At 60.1% G+C, this 18,156-nt stretch carries 16 protein-coding genes, 1 pseudogene and 1 riboswitch; of the genes and pseudogenes, 7 read left to right on the forward strand and 10 right to left on the reverse strand.

All coding sequences use genetic code 11. The features are described 5' to 3' along the window. Positions 1–575: 575 nt before the first annotated feature. Positions 576–1,067, forward strand: coding sequence for an RNA recognition motif domain-containing protein (locus tag ACTG2J_RS20980; protein WP_005339200.1), 492 nt, complete (start codon positions 576–578; stop codon positions 1,065–1,067). A 7-nt stretch (positions 1,068–1,074) separates the two neighbouring features. Here the strand turns inward: ACTG2J_RS20980 and murI are convergent, their stop codons facing one another. The 3 genes from murI to nhaR form a co-directional block, all read right to left on the reverse strand. After that, positions 1,075–1,878: a glutamate racemase gene (gene murI / locus ACTG2J_RS20985; protein ID WP_227272622.1), complete on the reverse strand. Its 804-nt coding sequence runs from the start codon at positions 1,876–1,878 to the stop codon at positions 1,075–1,077. Between the two features lie 110 nt (positions 1,879–1,988). After that, positions 1,989–3,839: a TonB-dependent receptor domain-containing protein gene (locus tag ACTG2J_RS20990; protein ID WP_113740699.1), complete on the reverse strand. Its 1,851-nt coding sequence runs from the start codon at positions 3,837–3,839 to the stop codon at positions 1,989–1,991. 52 nt (positions 3,840–3,891) lie between these two features. Continuing rightward, positions 3,892–4,069, reverse strand: a riboswitch (cobalamin riboswitch). Between the two features lie 35 nt (positions 4,070–4,104). Beyond that, positions 4,105–5,007 (reverse strand): transcriptional activator NhaR, encoded by a 903-nt coding sequence (gene nhaR, locus ACTG2J_RS20995; protein ID WP_113740700.1) that lies wholly within the window; start codon positions 5,005–5,007, stop codon positions 4,105–4,107. 109 nt (positions 5,008–5,116) lie between these two features. Between nhaR and ACTG2J_RS21000 the strand changes: the two genes are divergently transcribed. The 4 genes and pseudogenes from ACTG2J_RS21000 (at position 5,117) to ACTG2J_RS21015 (ending at position 8,043) form a co-directional block, all read left to right on the forward strand. Then, a complete protein-coding gene (locus tag ACTG2J_RS21000) occupies positions 5,117–6,043 on the forward strand; it encodes a sodium-dependent bicarbonate transport family permease (RefSeq protein ID WP_113740701.1) in 927 nt (308 codons plus the stop codon). 4 nt (positions 6,044–6,047) lie between these two features. After that, positions 6,048–6,350: a P-II family nitrogen regulator gene (locus ACTG2J_RS21005; RefSeq protein ID WP_033138869.1), complete on the forward strand. Its 303-nt coding sequence runs from the start codon at positions 6,048–6,050 to the stop codon at positions 6,348–6,350. Between the two features lie 63 nt (positions 6,351–6,413). Then, a complete protein-coding gene (purE, locus tag ACTG2J_RS21010; RefSeq protein WP_064334981.1) occupies positions 6,414–6,923 on the forward strand; it encodes a 5-(carboxyamino)imidazole ribonucleotide mutase in 510 nt (169 codons plus the stop codon). Continuing rightward, positions 6,920–8,043, forward strand: a pseudogene (locus tag ACTG2J_RS21015) (5-(carboxyamino)imidazole ribonucleotide synthase). The gene purE and the pseudogene ACTG2J_RS21015 overlap by 4 nt, the downstream one beginning before the upstream one ends. 73 nt (positions 8,044–8,116) lie before the next feature. Here ACTG2J_RS21015 and ACTG2J_RS21020 read toward each other — a convergent pair. The 6 genes from ACTG2J_RS21020 to fabV all read right to left on the reverse strand — a co-directional run bounded on the left by ACTG2J_RS21020 (position 8,117) and on the right by fabV (position 15,101). Beyond that, complete coding sequence (locus tag ACTG2J_RS21020) at positions 8,117–9,307, reverse strand: L-lactate MFS transporter (protein ID WP_040069602.1); 1,191 nt, start codon at positions 9,305–9,307, stop codon at positions 8,117–8,119. A gap of 109 nt (positions 9,308–9,416) precedes the next feature. Then, the gene (locus tag ACTG2J_RS21025) at positions 9,417–10,160 is read right to left on the reverse strand and encodes a LytR/AlgR family response regulator transcription factor (protein ID WP_439997858.1); all 744 of its coding nucleotides are present in this window, start codon (positions 10,158–10,160) and stop codon (positions 9,417–9,419) included. Between the two features lie 46 nt (positions 10,161–10,206). Further along, complete coding sequence (locus ACTG2J_RS21030; protein ID WP_439997859.1) at positions 10,207–11,880, reverse strand: LytS/YhcK type 5TM receptor domain-containing protein; 1,674 nt, start codon at positions 11,878–11,880, stop codon at positions 10,207–10,209. 81 nt (positions 11,881–11,961) lie between these two features. Next, positions 11,962–13,146, reverse strand: coding sequence for an NAD(P)/FAD-dependent oxidoreductase (locus ACTG2J_RS21035; protein WP_005355716.1), 1,185 nt, complete (start codon positions 13,144–13,146; stop codon positions 11,962–11,964). 150 nt (positions 13,147–13,296) lie between these two features. Next, on the reverse strand, positions 13,297–13,821 hold the full coding sequence (ftnA, locus tag ACTG2J_RS21040) for a non-heme ferritin (protein ID WP_005339225.1): 525 nt from the start codon (positions 13,819–13,821) through the stop codon (positions 13,297–13,299). A gap of 92 nt (positions 13,822–13,913) precedes the next feature. Continuing rightward, a complete protein-coding gene (gene fabV, locus ACTG2J_RS21045; protein ID WP_113740707.1) occupies positions 13,914–15,101 on the reverse strand; it encodes an enoyl-ACP reductase FabV in 1,188 nt (395 codons plus the stop codon). A gap of 401 nt (positions 15,102–15,502) precedes the next feature. Here fabV and ACTG2J_RS21050 point away from each other — a divergent pair, with 401 nt between their 5' ends. Further along, on the forward strand, positions 15,503–15,940 hold the full coding sequence (locus tag ACTG2J_RS21050; protein WP_005339229.1) for a universal stress protein: 438 nt from the start codon (positions 15,503–15,505) through the stop codon (positions 15,938–15,940). A 192-nt stretch (positions 15,941–16,132) separates the two neighbouring features. Continuing rightward, entirely contained in the window at positions 16,133–17,146 is a 1,014-nt protein-coding gene (gene trpS / locus ACTG2J_RS21055; RefSeq protein WP_113740708.1) for a tryptophan--tRNA ligase, read from the forward strand. Here trpS and ACTG2J_RS21060 read toward each other — a convergent pair. After that, positions 17,125–18,084: a LysR substrate-binding domain-containing protein gene (locus ACTG2J_RS21060; RefSeq protein ID WP_439997860.1), complete on the reverse strand. Its 960-nt coding sequence runs from the start codon at positions 18,082–18,084 to the stop codon at positions 17,125–17,127. The genes trpS and ACTG2J_RS21060 overlap by 22 nt on opposite strands. Between the last annotated feature and the right edge of the window lie 72 nt (positions 18,085–18,156).

Below are 18,156 nucleotides of genomic sequence, written 5' to 3' on the forward strand. Positions count from 1 at the left end.
AAATAAACTGTTCGACTTCTTATTGCTAAGAAATCGTCTTGGTCACTTCACCAGACATTGAAAATCAAAAATTGTTTTGATGTTCGATGCTGTGAGTGCCCACACAGATTGCTTGATTCAAATTGTTAAAGAGCGTCACGCTTGTCGCGTTGAGGAGGCGCATATTACGCCTCTCACTTCGAAAGTCAAGCGATTCTTTTCGCTTTTCTTTCGGCGCCCACTTCGCTAGGAAGCTGGCTCATCAGGTTGGCGTGTTCCGCCGTGCTGGTAGGGGCGCATTATAGGGAGCCGCGCTGCGATGACAAGACTTTTTTTGAAGATAATCACGAAAATTTCAAATTATTCAATTAGAAACAGCTTATTCAGTGTATATATACAATGTTATCCACAATCCGGTTATTTCACTCCCATTTTAGCGTCATTTATGTCGCCTTCAGTGACCTTGGGAATGCCATACTGGAGCCGATAACCTCTCCCGAGTGGTCCATGGTAGCGCCAATCAGGAAAGCTGGTTACCATGGAGGTGAATATAGTGTTGCACCTTTTTTGCTTTCATTTACAAAAGGTCTTTTAAGATGAATTTATCCAAGTTTCCCGTATATATGCAGGCCGCAATCCTTGCTCTGGTATTGGCAGTGGTTGGCTACCTGGTTGCCCAGGCCCTGCAGTTCTCTTTGAAAGCGGAAGTGATTTTTGCAGCAGGTCTGGCCATTGGCGGTTTCGTGGTACCGCTGTTCCTGAAGCGAACCCCGGCTAATGTCGCCGAGTCGATCGCCAATCAGGAGACTTGCACCTTATATGTAGGCAACCTGCCCTATCGCGCCAATGAGATTGCAGTGCGCGAATTGTTTGCCGAACAGGGCCAGGTCATTTCCGTACGGTTGATGAAGGACAAGGCAACCGGCAAGCGCAGAGGTTTCGGTTTCGTGGAGATGCCCGCCGCCGATGCCGCCAAGGCGATTGCCGCTTTGAATGACAAAGAGTATCAGCAGCGCACCCTCAAGGTGCGTGAAGCGAATGACAAACGTGATAAAGAGGAAAGAGAAGGTAGCGAAACTGACGCCTAACCGCTCGTCAGTACTTCACCTCTTCCAGTGATGACAGCCCCCATGCTTGCAAGGGGGCTGTCAGTTTTTGAGCCTCCCCATCCAGCCGGGTACAGTAAGCCCTGGCAATAACCTCTTCTATATGTACAGGCTGCACGACGGTATGCCCGCCATTGTTCAGCAACCAGGCCACCCGTTTGGCAACAGCACTGCCCGAGTCAATAAGCTGACATTGCGGCATCAGTTGCCCAATCTCTTCATTGAGTAGCGGGAAGTGAGTGCAACCGAGCACCAGCGTATCCGGCTTTTCTTCCCCCTCCAGCCAATCGGCCAATACCTCGTGCAGTAGCGCCATATTGACCGGTAGGCCCGCCAGCTTGTGTTCGGCTTCTATGACCAGCTCGGTGGTGCCCTTGAGTAGCACCTGCTTGCCGGGAGCAAACTGGGCGATCAGTTCATGGGTATAGTCGCGGCTGACGGTGCCCGGCGTAGCAAGCAGACCGATACAACCGTTGCGAGTCTGTGCAGCGGCGGGCTTGATGGCTGGCACCACCCCCACCACGGGAATATCCAGTGCCTCACGCAAGGCCGGCAGCGCTATGGTGCTGGCCGTGTTGCAGGCAATCACCACCAGATCGATATGATGACGGGCTACCATGGTGGTCACCAAGCGGGTGCAGGCAGCAATCAGGGCGGGCTCGCTCAATTCACCATAGGGGAAGTTGGCGTTGTCGAAGCAGTAGAAATAGTTGTGTGCCGACAGAACGCGGCGGATCTCGCGGTAGATGGTCAGGCCACCCATACCGGAGTCGAACACGAGAATATTGGCCACTTGAGCTCCCCTTTGGTGCAAGGCGGCGATCATACTCCCGCCTGCCGCCAATAGAAAAGGCCCTGCCAATGGCAGGGCCTCGGTTTTTCAAAGATGAACTGAATAAAGCATCAGAAACGGTAGTCGGCTGTTACTTTGAACTCGGTACCCGGTGATGCATAACCATAAGCGGGGGCGTAATCACGATCGAACAAGTTGTCTATACGCCCCCCCAAAGTGAACTGGGGGGTGACGCCATAGTTGGCACCGAGATTGAGCAGTGTATAGGAGCCAAGCTCCACTCGCTGGACGGGGAAGCTGTTGAAGTTCTTGTCATCCCGTTTGCCGACGTAGAGCAGCTCGGTCGAGAGAGCGACCGGTCCCAACTGCACCTGAGTCAGCCAGCTGGCTTTCTGCTTGGCCCGCCGCAACAGTTGCTGATCACCCTCGTTTTTGTCTTCAGCCCGGGTGTAATCAAAGCTCAGATCGTGGCGCAGTGGTCCGGTTTCCAGACCCAGCGCCACTTCTACACCGTGGATCTCGGCATCCGTGTTATCCGGTCTGCAGGTGGAGGACGCACTCTGGCAGGCGATCAGGTTCTGGATCTTGTTGCGATATAAGTTCAACGACCAATCCCAACCGGTATAACGGCCGGTAAAATCCAACTCCAAGTTCTTGCTCTCTTCCGGCTTGAGTGCTGGGTTCTCGGAACCTGGGTAATAGAGCTGGATAAAGGTAGGTGCCTTGAAGGCGGTACCATAACTCAGCCGCACATTGTGGTTCTCATCGATATCCAACCCGCTGGCGGCAGACCAGGTGTTGTGACGACCATACTGCTGGTTGTCATCGGTCCGACCGGACAGCTCCCACAGCAACGCCTGCCAACGGTAGCTTCCCACGGCAAACAGACCGGTGTTGTCACGGTCAGGAGCGCGGAATCCGCTAACTACCGGAGAGCCCGAACTCCAATCGCTCCCACGAGAGTCAGATTTCATCTGTTCACGCTGCCAATCTGCTCCACCGGTCAGATTGACCCCTTCTATGCCGCTCCAGCTGTTGATCCAGGATAGGCGCATCAAACCGGTATGGATGGGGTGACCACTCGCCTCCCCCTTGCTCTCCTGCCAAGTCTTCAGCTTGTTCTCACCGTAACTGGCTTCAAGTCGACTGATCAGATCCTTACCCTGGAACTTGAGACCACCATCATATTGGAAAGCCTGTACCCGACTCTGGTCCGTGCTGCCATCTGTGTCGGTGAGATTGTCATAGCCCTGAGCATTGAAGTCCGCACTCCAAGCATCATTAAAAGCGTGGTTCAAACCAATTTGGCCATTACGGCTGGCAAAACCATCACGATCAGGCTGTTTGGTATTGGCTACGACATCAAAACCATCGGTACGTTCGTAGCCGATCAGCATGTTCATATCGGTTTTTTGGCCCAATGACTGAACCGTTCTTAGCTCACCCTGACCATAGCCATGGCTGCCAGCACCGCCCTTCAGGTGTGTCTCGCTGCCATTCTTGGCGGATGTTTTGGTGATGAGGTTGATAACGCCGCCAATGGCATCGGAACCATACACAGCCGCGCGTGGGCCACGGATATACTCGATGCGCTCGATATTGCCGAGCGGGATTTGGCTGAGATCAGGCGTACCCGCCACCATGGCTGCAATCGGACGACCATTCATCAAAACCAGCGAGTGGTTGGAGTTGGTTCCACGGATAAACAGGCTGCTGATGTGACCCCGTCCTCCCAGTGTCGCTATCTGCACACCAGGCAGGGTTTTCAGCAGTTCGGGCAAACTCTGAACCTGACGAGATTCGATCTCGGCACGATCGATCACCACAACGGGCGCCAGCACCGAGCTGACCGGTTGTTCCACGCGGTTGGCCGTAATGACCAGAGTTGGATTGATGGGGATGGTGGTTTGGGCAAACGCCGCCGTCGGCAACAGGGCAGCCGCCAGAAATTTCTTCGACATGAGAGATCCTTAAGTTCGCGTAAGTATCTACTTCGTGGCCGGTTTCTCTCGGCCCGAAATACGAACTCTGGCAGGTCTTCGGGCTCGGGGGCTGATAGCCTACGGCGACGGCTTCCCGCCTGACGGCAGTGCCCTGATGTCGCTTCGTTCCCCCTTACCGCTGCGCGCCAGCTCCGGATTCTCACCGGATTCCCTATTAAGCATGATGCGCCAAAGCGGGAGGATTATAGGCAGAGCCAAGCTGGATGTATAGCCATCCAGATTTCTATTTCTTGCCAGCCAGCACCGCCAGCCTCTGCTGGGCCCCCTCCATTACCGCTTGCACCCCGGGATGGGAGAGATGGCGCCCTGCCGAAACCAGATAGTAAGAGAGAGTGACGTCGGTGAGGGTCGCAATTCGCTCCACCCCGTAGAGGCGACCAATCTCGTCAGCCATTGCCAGCGGCGCCGGGAAGATCCCCATCCCCGCCTTGCCGAACGACTTCATCAGAGTGGAGTCATCAAACTGCCCCACCAGATGGGGGTGAATGCCCTGCTGGCGATACCACTCCAGCAGCCGATCGTGGGTGGCCGATTTCTCTCCGGGGATCAGCAACGGCAACCCCTCCAACGAGGCGGGAAAGCCATCCCGCGCCCGCGCCGCCAACTCGGGACTGGCAAACAGCGCCAGCGGGCTGCGCCCCAGCTCGTGGTTATAGCCACGCACGCCGCTGTCGGGAGGGAGCGGGCGATCGATCAGCACCATGTCGAGCTTGTGGCGGGCCAGTTCACTGAACAGCTGCTCGGCCCGCTCCTCGTGACACACCAGCCGCAGCGGCGTTGCCAGCGCCATGGCGGGAGCCAGCAGCTCGAACGCCAGAGTACGGGGTACCGAATCGGCAATACCTACCTGCATGGTCAACTCCTGACTGGCGTGGCGCAGGGTGTGCTCCAGCTCGGCACCGAGCGAGAAAATCGCCCCAGCCTGCTCCTGCGCCTGCCGTCCGGCAGCGGTCAGCACCAGACGCCGCCCCACCCGGTTGAACAGCGCCACTCCGAGGGACTGCTCCAGCTCGGCGACCTGACCGCTGATGGTCTGCGGCGTTAAGTGCAGCTGTTCGGCGGCCTGCGTCACGCTGCCGCTGCGTGCCACATGCCAGAAGTAGTAGAGCTGTTTGTAGTTGAGCATGCCGTTCCCTATCAGTTTTTACCGAACAACCATCAGCGAGAATCTGATTTTATCGAAACATTGCGGGCTCTAGCATGCAACCATTATCTGAACTGCCCTGCGAACCATCATGCTGGACGTTGTTGTACTCTTCTTTCTGTTTGGTCTGCTGGCCGGTCTGGTGCGCTCCGAGCTCAAACTGCCTCCTGCCCTCTACGACACCCTCTCCCTCTTTCTGCTTCTGGCCATCGGCCTCAAGGGCGGCGTCGGTCTGGCCCAGCAATCCCTGCAGCCTCTGCTGCCGCAACTGGCGCTGGTGATCCTGCTGGGCGTGGTGCAGACCCTGCTCGGCTTTGCCGTGCTGTGCCTCAAGATGAACCGGGTCGATGCCGCCGCCACCGCCGCCCACTATGGCTCGGTCAGCGTCGCCACCTTTGCGGTCGGGGTGAACTGGCTCACCGAGCGGGGCATCAGCTTCGAATCCCAGCTCTCCATCTTCCTCGCGGTGATGGAGATCCCCGCCATTCTGGTGGGCATAGTGCTCGCCCGCGGCATCAGTCGCGAGACCCGCTGGCGCATGCTGGCGCACGAGACCTTCCTCGGCAAAGGGGTCACCCTGCTGCTGGGCGGCATGGCCATCGGCTATCTGGCCGGGCCGGACGGGATTGCCCCGCTCAAACCGCTGTTTGTCGACCTGTTCAAGGGTGCGCTGGCGCTGTTCCTGCTGGAGATGGGCCTCATCGTCGCTCGCCAGTGTCAGGATCTGCGCCGCCATGGCCTGTTCCTGCTCGGCTTCGCCCTGTTGATGCCGCTCGCCTCGGCGGGACTGGGATTGGCTGCTGGCCAGCTGATGGGGCTCTCCCTCGGCGGCCTGACCCTGCTAGCCACTCTGGCGGCCAGCGCCTCCTATATTGCCGTGCCGGCCACCATGCGCATCGCCGTGCCTCAGGCCAACCCGGGGCTCTCTCTCAGCGCTGTGCTGGGGGTCACCTTCCCGTTCAACATCATGCTGGGGATCCCGCTCTACCACAGCTGGGCCCGCCACTTCACGGAGTAGCCACATGCAGACCGAGACCCGCACCCTGCTGACCATCATCACGGAAGCCAATCTGGAGCCTACCCTGCTGCGCACCCTCACCCGCGAGGGGCTACGCGGCTACACCATCACAGATGCCCGCGGTCGGGGGGATCATGGCGAGCGCAACGCCAGCTGGAGCGAGAGCGGCAACATCCGGCTGGAGGCCATCTGCAGCCGGGAGCAGGCGGAGCGGCTGCTGGCCCATCTGCAGAGTCGTTACTACCCCGACTACGCCATGATCGCCTTTCTGCAACCGGTCGAAATCGTGCGACCCGAGAAATTCTGAGCCGGCTTGCCGGCTCTTTTTGTTCATCAAAAGCAAACGTTTAACAGCAAGGATTCAGAGAAAATGAACACCCCTCCCCTGATCGGCCTGGTAATGGGCTCCGACTCCGACTGGCCAGTGCTGCAGGCTGCCGCCCGCATCCTCAAGGAGCACGGCGTGCCCTACGAGGCGCAGGTGGTCTCGGCCCATCGCACCCCGGATCTGCTGTTCGAGTATGCCGCCACTGCCCGCGAGCGCGGACTGCGCGCCATCATCGCCGGGGCCGGTGGCGCCGCTCACCTGCCGGGTATGGTCGCCGCCAAGACCACATTGCCGGTGCTGGGGGTGCCCATACCATCACGCCATCTCAAGGGAATGGACTCCCTGCTCTCCATCGTGCAGATGCCCAAAGGGGTACCGGTCGCCACCTTCGCCATCGGCGAAGCGGGGGCTGCCAACGCCGCCCTGTTTGCGGTCTCTCTGCTCTCCGTTGCACAAGACGACGACGCCCCACGCTACCGGCAGCAGCTCGACGACTTCCGCACCCACGAGCAAGATCGAGTGCTGGCACTGCAACTGGAGGAGCCGACATGATCCTGCCCCCCGCCACCCTCGGCATGCTCGGCGGCGGTCAGCTTGGCCGCTACTTTGTGATGGCCGCCCACCGCCTCGGCTACAAGGTGGTGGTGCTGGATCCCGACCCGGCCAGCATCGCCGGTGCCGCCGCCGATCACCATATTGTCGCCCCCTATGACGACCCGACCGCCCTGCACGAGCTGGCCAGCCGCTGCGAGGCCATCAGCTGCGAGTTCGAAAATGTGCCCGCCGCTACCCTCGCGCTGCTCGAAAATCAAAAGCCGGTGCGCCCAGCCGCCAGCGCGGTGCGCATCTGTCAGGATCGCAGCGAGGAGAAAGCCTTTCTGCGCAGGGCCAACATCCCGGTTGCCCCCTCTCTGGCGCTACTGCCGGAAGAGCCCATCCCCGCACAGGCCAGCGAACTCTTCCCCGCCATCCTCAAGACAGCCCGCGAAGGGTACGACGGCAAGGGGCAGTGGCAAGTGAACAATCTGGATGAGCTGGCGACGGCGCTGGCAGCCAGTGGTGTGCCCTGCGTGCTGGAAAAACGGTTGGCGCTGGAGGGGGAGTTTGCCCTGACTCTGGCCCGCAGTCCGAGCGACACCATCAGCGCCCTGCCGCTGGTGCAGAACTGGCACAGCAGCGGCATTCTCGATCAGACCCGCTCCCCTGCCAATGTGCCGGTGCTGGAGAGCGAAGCCAAAGGGATCGCCGAGCGGCTTATCGCAGCCCTCGATTACGTGGGGGTGCTGACGGTGGAGTTCTTTCTGGTGGAAGGCAGATTGCTGGTCAATGAGCTGGCACCCCGCCCCCACAACTCGGGTCACCCCAGCCTCGACAACGCCGCATGCAGCCAGTTCGAGTTGCAGGTGCGGGCCCTGTGCGATCTGCCGCTGCCGGAGCAGATCGCCGTGCGCCCCGCCCTGTTAATCAACCTGCTGGGGATCTCTGGCAGAACGGCACGCCAGACTGGGCCGCCCTGCTGGCGCTGCCCGGCCTGCATCTGCACCTCTATGGCAAGGGCGAACCCCGCCCCGGCCGCAAGATGGGCCATATCACGGTGACCGGTGACGACTGGTCAACGGCGGAAGAGAGCTGCCGTCAGGCTCGCCAGCTGCTGGGGCTAGCGCCGCGCTGATCGAGCATCGGAAATGCAAAGACCCGGGCATGGCCCGGGTCTCTGTTTTTGCTTGCTATGGCAGGAAGGCTTATCAGGCCCGCTCCACCGCTACCGGTGCCGGCAGGCGGATGGTGAGGGAGAGCACCAGCGCCACCACCAGCAATACCAGGATCAGGTGGAAGGTCGCCATAAAGCCGCCAAACAGGGAGGCCACAATGGAGCCGATGATGCTGCCCAGACCAAAGCCCAGATAGATGACGCCGTAGTTCTTGGTCAGGTTGTTGAGACCGAAGAAGTCGCTCACCAGCGAGGGGTAGACGGTGATGGTGCCACCGAAGCTGAAGGCCACACAGGCAACCGCCACGAAGAACAGATTGGCATTGAGCGGCACGAACAGCAGCAGCGCCATGCCCGCCAGGGTAATCAGCTGAGCGATGGTAATAACCCGGATGCGGGACATCTTGTCAGAGAGGATACCCAGCACCAGACGGCCACCCAGGTTGGCCATGGCAATGATGGCGACGGCATTGGCGGCGACTACAGCAGGCAGACCCACCATCTTCTCGCCGATATCCTTGGCCACACCGATGACGTAGAGGCCGCTCATGCAGGCGGTGAGGAACATCAGCGCCAGCATCCAGTACTGCGGCTTGCGCATCGCCTCGGCCAGGGTGAAGTCACGACTCTCGCTCTGCTGCACGGAGGCGGCCTGCTTGGGCGCATCCTTCATCAGCATACCGCCCACCAGCACCATGGACATCGCAATCAAGCCCCACAACTGGAAGGTGGTCTCAAGGCCGGAGCTGGAGAGCAGCAGCAGGTTGATATATTTGAAACCGAGACTGCCGAGACCATAGGCACCGATGGAGCAGGCGGAGATCAGCCCCTTGCGCTCCGGGAACCACTTCACGCAGTTGGAGAGGGTCATCAGGTAGCCGGTACCGTCGGCAAAACCGACCAGAATACCCGCGCAGAGGTAGAGCATCGCCAGATTGCTGGCATGAGCGGTGAGGAAGAAGCCGATGCCGAGCAGCACGCCGGCGCCCAAGGTTACGTTGCGCACCCCGAACCGCTCCTGCAGCTTGCCCGCCATGGAGGAGGCGACCGCCAGCGACAGGCTGAGCAGACCGAAAGCGAAAGCGACCTGACTCACCGGCTCGTCCAGCTTGTCGGAGAGCTGGGCGTTGAACAGGCTCCAGGTATAGACAGAACCCAGTGCGAACTGGGTGATGATGGTACCGATCAGTGTCAGGTACCGGGTGCGATTCATCTCTTTGGTCATGATGCGTCTCGGTCGATGGCCTTAAGGAAACTGGGGCCACTATAGACAAGACGCTGTTCGCGCCGATCGATTAAGGCATGAAATGCAGATCGGCGGGAATGAATGACAATCAGAGCCGCATCAGCTGACGGAACGCCTTGATGTTGCTGCGACTGACCGGCACCTCGAACGGCAGATCATGGAGCCGGATGAGGTAGGTGCTGTTAAACCAGGGGACTATTTCGCGGATCTTGTTGATGTTGACGCAGTAGGAGCGGTGACAGCGGAAGAACCCCTCGGCTGGCAGCCGGCTGACAAACTCGCTGATGGTCATGGTCATCACATAGCGGTCATCGCGGGTGTAGACATAGGTGAGCTTCTCGTCGGCTTCCGCATAGTAGAGCTGCTCGCAGGGGGTGACGATGATGCGCTCCCCCTTCACCAGATTGACGGTGCGATTGTGGGGGCTGTTCCCCTCACCGCTCGCCTCCCCCGTGGTGGCTGACTGCGACCTGCCCGCATGCTCGAGCTTTTGCAGCAGATTGATGATGCGGGGCTCGTTGTAGGGCTTGAGGATGTAGTCGAACGCCTCCAGCTCGAACGCCTCCACCGCAAACTCCTTGTAGGCGGTGACGAAGACGATGTGGGGCGGATGGCTCGACTTGTGCAGGTTCTTGGCCAGCAGCAGGCCATCGATGGAGGGGATCTGGATATCCAGAAACACCACATCCACCTCGTGATCCTGCAGGTATTTAAACGCCTCCAGCCCATCCTCAAAACTCGCCACTATCTCGATCTGGCTGTGCTGGTTCACCAGATAGATCAGCTCTTCGCGAGCCAGATACTCGTCTTCCACAATGATCGCTTTCAGCATGACAACACCTCTCGCGGCACACACTTATCCTCAACCATGATGGCTCTCAGCATGGCATCGACTCCTGATCCGGCAGATAGAAACTCACCTCGGTACCCGGCTCCAGCCGCTTGAGATGCAGGCCGTCGCCATAAAGCAGCTTGACCCGCTGATGCACGTTCATCAGGCCGATGCTGCGGCTCTCCACCCGACCGGCGGCCACCCCGTCGATCACCGCCTGACTGATGCCGTAACCGGTATCCCGCACCGCTACCCGGATGCCGCCCGCCAGCTGTTTTACCTCGATGGTGACCCGGCCCGGTGCGCTGCGGGGCTGAATGCCGTGCAGGATGGCGTTTTCCACCAGCGGCTGCAACAGCAGGCTCGGCACCTGAATGTGCACATCGTCCACCTCGAACACCACCTCCAGCTTGTCGCCAAAGCGGGCCTGCTCGATGGCCACGTAGTCGCGCACCTGCTGCAGCTCCTCCTGAATGTCGATAAGCTCATCCCCCTTGTTGAGGTTGTAGCGCAGGTAGTCCGCCAGATTGGCGATCAGCTGGCGCGCCTGTTGGGGCCGGATGCGGATCAGCGACGAGATGGCGTTGAGGGCATTGAACAGGAAGTGCGGGTTGATCTTGCTCTGCAGGGCGGTGAACTCCGCCTTGCGGGTCATCTCCTTGAGCTGCTCGATGCGCGACACCTCCATCTGGGTGGAGATGAGCTGGGAGAGGCCCACCGCCATCTCCCGCAGGGAGCTGGTGATGCTGTGGGTGCGGCGGTAGTAGATCTTGAGGGTGCCGCTCACCGAGCCGTTTTCCCGCAGCGGAATAATGATGACCGAGTGGAAATCGGAGAGGTGATACTGGCGCAGATCGTTGTTGATGATGATCTGGTCGAGCAGCACCGCCTGCTGGGTCATGTCGCTGATGGCGTGGTGTTCATCCAGCTCGTAATAGTCCTTGCCCACCCCGACATAAGCCAGCACATCATGGGTATCTGTGATGGCCACCGCATCGGCGCTGATGTCGCGCCGGATCACATCACACACCTGACTGAGGGAGTGGCGATCGATGTTCTGGAAGAAGGGCAGCGTCTTGTTGGCGATATCCAGCGCCAGCTTGGCCTGCTTGGCGGCAATCAGCTCCTTCTCGTCATCCAGATCCTGCACCAGCTTGATGATAAGGCCGATGCAAAGCGCCCCGGCGATCATCGGATAGGCGATGTGGTTGACGATCTCCACACCGACTTCGTGGGGCTCGGTCAGCAGCCAGATCAGCAGCATGGTGAGCCCTTCGCAGAGCATCCCCGCCAGAATGCCGTAGAGCCAGAGCCGCGACTTGCGGCAGCGCAGGTGCAGCCAAGTAGCGAGCAGACCGGCGATAATACTGGCGATAAGGCAAGGGATGGAGGTGTGGCCATCCATATCGATGAGATAGCGGTGCAGGCCGGAGATGACCCCGGCCGGTATGCCGACCCAGGGGCCGAACAGGATGCCGCCGGAGATAATGGCAATGATCCGCACGTTGATCAGCGCCCCCTCTACCGGAATGCCGGTGTAGGTACTGAACACCGCAAACAGGCCGAAGATGGAGGCCACCAGCACCAGCTCCGCCGGGGTGTGATCCCGCTTCTGGAATAGCCGCTGGAACGGCCGGGTGCGGGTCAGGAAGAAGAGGGTCATCAGCATCAGCGCCGCCCGCTCGAACACCGCCAACAACATCATCTGATTCTCAAGCATCTGCGCCCCCTTGCGGCAACCCGACCGATCACCCTAACCCTGACCAATAAATCGGGGCCGGATAAACCAGCCCCTGTGACATCAACAGTACTGACCGGCCACCCAGCCGGAGGACCAGGCCCACTGGAAGTTGTAGCCACCGAGCCAGCCGGTCACGTCCACCACTTCGCCGATGAAGTAGAGGCCCGGCACCTTACGCGCTTCCATGGTCTTGGAGGAGAGCTCGTTGGTATCGACGCCGCCCAGGGTCACTTCGGCGGTGCGATACCCCTCGGTGCCGTTGGGCAGGATCTGCCAGTCACCCAGCAGGTTGGCCACCGCTTCCAGCTCCCGCTCGTTGTACTGGCGCATCGGCTTGCTGACCAGCTGGCCCAGCTCCACCAGCTTGTCGACGAAGCGCTTGGGCAGCTCGCGCCCCAGCACGGTTTTCAGCTCCTGCGCCGGGTGAGCCTGCGCCCATTCACGCAGGGCAGCCGGAATATCCAGCTCCGGCAACAGGTTGATGTGGATCTTCTCGCCGGCGTGCCAGTAGGAGGAGATCTGCAGGATGACGGGGCCGGAGAGGCCGCGGTGGGTGAACAGCATCGCCTCCTTGAAGCGGGTGCCATCCTCGGCGGTCACAGCTACCGGCAGGCTGATGCCCGCCAGATCGGCGAAGGCCTCTTTCTCCGCCTGATGGAGGGTGAAGGGCACCAGACCGGCGCGGGTCGGCAGCACCTTGAGACCGAACTGCTCCGCCAGCTTGAAGCCATACGGGGTCGCGCCCAGCTTGGGCATGGAGAGACCGCCGGTCGCCACCACCAGCGAGTGACAGCCGATCTCCCCCTTGCTGGTCGTCAGCACGAAGCCCTCATCCTGCTTACTGACAGTGAGGATCTCGGTCTGGAACTGCAGGGTCACCCCGGCCCAGTCACATTCGGTGAGCAGCACATCGACGATATCCTTGGCGCTCTCGAGACAGAACAGCTGCCCCAAAGTGCGCTCGTGATAGTTGACCCCGTGGCGATCCACCAGATCGATGAAATCCTGCTGGGTGTAGCGGGCCAGCGCCGACTTGCTGAAGTGGGGATTCTCCGACAGGTAGGCGTGAGCGCCCGCCTGATGGTTGGTGAAGTTGCAGCGGCCACCGCCACTGATGAGGATTTTGCGGCCCGGCTTCTTGGCGTTGTCGAGCACCAGCACGGAGCGGCCACGGTAGCCCGCCTGCGCCGCACACATCAATCCGGCCGCACCGGCCCCGATCACCACCACATCGACCTGCTTCATCATCACTCACTTATCAAAATAGAAACGGCACCTGGCCAGAACCGAGATTGCCTCTGACGGAACACAACCATAGTGGCTGCCCACCAGAATAAATAACGGCCCTTAAAAGGGCCGTTATTGTACTGGCTGAACACTAAGTGTCCACGACTATCAGGCGTTGCTGTCCATGATGCTGGCAGGGGCGCCCTTGGCCAGTTCGGCCAGCTCCTTGTCGATGAAGTAGAGGCCTTTGCCATCTTCACCCACCAGACCCAGACGGTCGACGATGCTCTTGAACAGCTTCTCCTCTTCATGCTGCTCGGCCACATACCACTGCAGGAAGTTGAAGGTGGAGTAGTCCTGGGTGGTGAAGGCTACGTGGGCCAAACCATTGATGCACTTGGTGATGTGGTACTCGTGCTCCAGGGTGGTACGGAACACATCGCCCAGCGACTTGAACTCGTGGGGAGGGGCATCGATGGCACCCAGTTTTGGCATGGCACCGGTCTCGCTCACGTAGGTGAACAGACGCTCCATGTGCTGGCGCTCCTCGACCGCGTGCTGGCGCAGGAAGGTCGCCGCCCCTTCAAAGCCCTTGTCTTCGCACCAGGCACTCATCTGCAGATAGAGATTGGAGGAGTAGAACTCCAGGTTAATCTGCTCGTTCAACTTCTCGATCATGGCTTGGGCCAGCATCTTGTTTCTCCTCAGTGATTTGGTATCGATTGTCGCCACACTCCCGCCGCGAATCAACCCGCCAACGAGAGGGAGATCCCGTTTCTTTCAGCTCAGGGGGTCAGCTCCCCAAGGGAGGCGACATCCACCGGCGCAGCATAATCGACGCCCGGCAGCTCGAAGCCGTTGAGTTGCATGAAGTCCTGCCGCAGCCCTGCAAAGTCCCCCAGCCCGTGGAAATTCTCCGGTGTCACCTTGGGCCAGAGCGCCGAAACGGCGGCCTGAATGGCCGGGTCGAGCTCGTGGTCATCCATCCGGATCAGCCGGTTGCCATCGGCTACTACCCCATTGGGCCCATACATCTTGGCAGCGAACAGTCGCTGCATCTGCTCGATGCAGCCTTCGTGCACACCGCGCTCCTTCATCACCCACATCAGCAGGCCCAGATAAACCGGCAGCACCGGAATATAGGCGCTCGCCTTGGTCACCAGCGCCTTGCAGACTGACACCCAGGCGTGACCGCCAATCTCGGCCAGCTGCAGGTTGATGGTCTCGGCGGTGGCGTGCAGATGCTCCTTGGCATAACCGATGGTGCCATCCCGATAGAGGGGATAGGTGGATTCGGGGCCGATGTAGGAGTAGGCGACGGTCTGCGCACCGGGGGCGAGACAACCGGCCTGCTGCAACGCCTGCATCCAGAGCTGCCAATCCTCGCCCCCCATCACGGTGACGGTATCGCGGATCTCCTCCGGCGTGGCAGGTGCCAGCGACTGCTGCACCAGGGTATCGCGCTCCAGATCCAGCCCCCAACCGCTGAACGGCTGGCCGGTGGTCTTGAGCACCGAACGCACCTGCGTGCCATCGGGCAGCACCCGGATGCCACTCGCCAGCGAATAGATCACCAGATCCACCTGCCCAAGCTGCTGGCGGATGGTATCGATGGCCTGCTGGCGCATCCCGTCGGAGAAGGCATCGCCAATCAGGTTGATGGCGATACGCCCCTCCTGCTCCGCCTCCTTGCGAAACCAGATGTTGTTGTACCAACCGGCGCTGCCGAGCCCCTTGTCGGAGGGGCCACGCTCGAAGGAGATACCAATGGTGTCGGCACCGGCACCAAAGGCGAGTGCAATGCGCGACGCCAGTCCAAACCCGGAGGAGGCACCCAGCACCAGCACCCGCTTGGGCCCATTGAACGGGCCAGCGGCCTTGATACGTTCGATCTGCTGCTGCACGGCGGCGCGACAGCCGATGGGGTGACAGTTGCGGGCAACACAACCTTGAATCTGGGGATGAATGATCATGGGAAGGCCTCCAAAGAAACTGGCTACAGCATAACCAAATCGAAAGAGATTAACTTGATGCCGGATCGCTATCAGTCAGAAAAGCCGCGGGAATTGAGGCAGAAAAACAAAAGGGAGCACGTGGCTCCCCAAAGCGGTATTCAGATGCTTTTTGTTGTTTTGTGTTCGTTGCGAAGCACGGGCCCATCCTATGCCTCTCCCCCCTGATCGGCAAGCCGAGGGGTGTGACCGGCGTCAAACTCTTGTTTAATTTATAGGCAAATAGTGGTTAATAACTGAGTGGCGGACCCTGTGTCACACGTCATTAAACTCATTTAAATCCCAAAACTGTGCCTGAGGCACCATTTTAGTTTCAGCAGAGATTGGTATAGTGGGCTGAAGGATCGGTAAGGAGAACCCCCATGAGTGGAACAACCTATTACAAGCATATTCTGGCTGCGATCGACCTCTCTGAAGATAACCGCAAGGTGATCGACAAGGCGGTGGACAGAGCCCGCTCCAACGGCGCCAAGCTGTCGGTTATCCATGTCGATGTGGACCTCAAGGATCTCTACACCGAGATGATCGATATCGACATCGACAACGTGCAGGATCAGGTGATCGCCGAAGCGAAAGAGAAGCTGGAGGCATTTCTGGCCTCGGTGGACTATCCCATCGAGAAGAAGCTGGTGATCTGCGGCGATCTGAGCGAGCGGGTCAATCAGGCGGTCAAGGAGTACGAGATCGACCTGCTGGTGTGCGGCCATCGCCAGAGCTTCTGGAGCCTGCTCACCTCGAGCGCCCGTCAGCTGATGAATACCGTGCCCTGCGATCTGCTGGTCGTCCCCTTGCAGAAGTAATGAAACCGGCGTAGTTTGATTTGCTATGAACATGACCGCATTCAATCACAACTACTGGTGGTGCTGCTCCTAAACAGGCGGCACCGCGTTTCTATTCAAGATTTCCCAAAGAAAACACCGTGACCGCCGAGAGGCGGTCAACTGTTTTTATCCCTTTGTCGCCTCCCGGCTCACCCAACTGGAGAGAGTGACATGCACAACCCCGTAATCCTGACTGGCGATCGTCCCACCGGCAAACTGCACATCGGCCACTATGTCGGTTCCCTGCGCCAGCGCGTCGAAGCCCAGCACCACTACCGTCAATTCGTGATGATCGCCGATCTGCAGGCGCTGACCGACAACGGCCACAACCCGGCCAAGGTGACAGACAACGTGCTGGAGGTGATGGCTGACTATCTGGCGGTCGGCCTCGACCCGGCCAAGACCACCTTCTGTTTGCAGAGCGCCCTGCCCGCCCTCGCCGAGCTCACCTGTTACTACCTCAATCTGGTCAGCGTCGCCCGGCTGGAGCGCAATCCCACCGTCAAGGCAGAGATCCAGCAGAAAGGGTTCGAACGCACGCTGCCGGCCGGTTTTCTGGTCTATCCGGTCAGTCAGGCCGCCGACATCACCGCCTTTCGCGCCAGTCATGTGCCGGTTGGGGAAGATCAGCTGCCGATGCTGGAGCAGACCAACGAGATCGTCCGCCGCTTCAACTCTCTGGTAGGCAAACAGGTGCTGACCGAGTGCCAGCCGATCCTGAGCGACACCGGCCGCCTGCCCGGCATCGACGGCAAGGCCAAGATGTCCAAATCCCTCGGCAACACCATCGAACTCGGCATGTCGGCGGAAGAGGTCAAACAGGCGGTGTTCGCCATGTATACCGACCCCAACCACCTCAAGGTGAGCGATCCGGGTCAGGTGGAGGGAAATACGGTGTTCACCTATCTCGATGCTTTCCATCCGGACAAGGCGCTGGTCGCCGAGATGAAGGCGCACTACCGGCGCGGCGGACTGGGGGACATGCGCTGCAAGCAGGTGCTCAATGACTGCCTGCAAACCCTGCTCGCCCCGATGCGGGAGCGCCGTGCCGCGGCCATTGCCGACAAGAAGATGCTGCTGGAACTGCTCTATCAGGGCACCGAGCAGGCCCGCATCATCACCGATGAGGTATTGGCGGAGGTGAAAAGCGCCATGGGGCTCGACTACTTCGCCAGCATCCGCTGAGCGGGAGTCCCGAGTGCATCGTCGCCATAGAGGTCGAACACCAGCTGGTGCAGCAGGCTCTTGAACCAGCCGATCGCCTCGTCGTGGGCGGTGAGCGGGTGGCCCGTCATCAGGTAGACGATGGGGATGGCGGGGTCGAGTTGATGCATCCGCAGCGGGTAGTAGCGGCAGAAGTGGCGCCCGATCATCTCGGGCACCACCACCAGATAGCGGCCGGTCGCCATCAGTGGCGGCACCGCCATAAAGCTCGGCAACCGCACGCCCAGCTCCCGCTCCACCCCGAAGCGAGCCAGCCAGAGTTCCACCATCGCCTGACTGTGACCCCAGCTGGAGGTGTGGATGTGGGGACGGCTCACCAGCTCGACCGGTGTCAGCACATCGGGCAATTCGCTGCCAAGGGGCGACAGGCAGACCAGCGGGTTGTTGAACCACTCCTCCCGCCACAAACGGGGTGAGAGATGATTCGCCCCGGCGAAACCGATCACCAGATCCAGCTCCCCCTTCTCCAGCTCCCGCTCGTAGTTGCTGTCGGCCAGCTCGCACACCTCAAGCCGACAGTGAGGGGCCTGCCGATGGAGCCTCTCCACCAGCATCGGCACCAGCCCGTGCTCCACCGAGCCCGGGGTAGCGATGCGGAAAATCCGCCGCGCAGTGGCGGGATCAAACCCCTTGGCCTGCCGCAATCCCTGCTCCAGCATCGCCAGCGCCTGACGAACCGGCCCAGCCAGCGCCTTGGCCCGCTCGGTCGGCATCATCTCGCGCCGACTCATCACGAACAGCGGGTCATCCAGCGCCACCCGCAGCCGCCCCAAGGCGTGACTGACAGTGGATTGGGACAAATGCAGCCGTTCGGCGGCACGGGTGACATTGCGCTCCTGCATCAGCATGTCGAATACGGCGAGCAGGTTGAGGTCGAGACGGGCGAGCGAGCTATCCATCGATATTAGCCATAGTTAAATGCCAACAATTCATTTTTACCATAGTAACAGATTGCCTAGAATGCGCTGGCT

The organism is Aeromonas sp. 6P (genome assembly GCF_051919525.1).
Lineage (GTDB): Bacteria > Pseudomonadota > Gammaproteobacteria > Enterobacterales > Aeromonadaceae > Aeromonas > Aeromonas veronii.

Bases quoted from the DNA above. Each gene is read 5' to 3' on its own strand.
- ACTG2J_RS21000 (WP_113740701.1), top strand. From the start codon at position 5,117: ATGCTGGACGTTGTTGTACTCTTCTTTCTGTTTGGTCTGCTGGCCGGT.
- ACTG2J_RS21035 (WP_005355716.1), bottom strand. From the start codon at position 13,146: ATGAAGCAGGTCGATGTGGTGGTGATCGGGGCCGGTGCGGCCGGATTG.
- nhaR (WP_113740700.1), bottom strand. From the start codon at position 5,007: ATGCTCAACTACAAACAGCTCTACTACTTCTGGCATGTGGCACGCAGC.
- ACTG2J_RS21030 (WP_439997859.1), bottom strand. From the start codon at position 11,880: ATGCTTGAGAATCAGATGATGTTGTTGGCGGTGTTCGAGCGGGCGGCG.
- ACTG2J_RS21025 (WP_439997858.1), bottom strand. From the start codon at position 10,160: ATGCTGAAAGCGATCATTGTGGAAGACGAGTATCTGGCTCGCGAAGAG.
- ACTG2J_RS21050 (WP_005339229.1), top strand. From the start codon at position 15,503: ATGAGTGGAACAACCTATTACAAGCATATTCTGGCTGCGATCGACCTC.
- ACTG2J_RS21020 (WP_040069602.1), bottom strand. From the start codon at position 9,307: ATGACCAAAGAGATGAATCGCACCCGGTACCTGACACTGATCGGTACC.
- ACTG2J_RS20980 (WP_005339200.1), top strand. From the start codon at position 576: ATGAATTTATCCAAGTTTCCCGTATATATGCAGGCCGCAATCCTTGCT.
- ACTG2J_RS20990 (WP_113740699.1), bottom strand. From the start codon at position 3,839: ATGTCGAAGAAATTTCTGGCGGCTGCCCTGTTGCCGACGGCGGCGTTT.
- fabV (WP_113740707.1), bottom strand. From the start codon at position 15,101: ATGATCATTCATCCCCAGATTCAAGGTTGTGTTGCCCGCAACTGTCAC.
- ftnA (WP_005339225.1), bottom strand. From the start codon at position 13,821: ATGCTGGCCCAAGCCATGATCGAGAAGTTGAACGAGCAGATTAACCTG.
- ACTG2J_RS21060 (WP_439997860.1), bottom strand. From the start codon at position 18,084: ATGGATAGCTCGCTCGCCCGTCTCGACCTCAACCTGCTCGCCGTATTC.
- trpS (WP_113740708.1), top strand. From the start codon at position 16,133: ATGCACAACCCCGTAATCCTGACTGGCGATCGTCCCACCGGCAAACTG.
- purE (WP_064334981.1), top strand. From the start codon at position 6,414: ATGAACACCCCTCCCCTGATCGGCCTGGTAATGGGCTCCGACTCCGAC.
- ACTG2J_RS21005 (WP_033138869.1), top strand. From the start codon at position 6,048: ATGCAGACCGAGACCCGCACCCTGCTGACCATCATCACGGAAGCCAAT.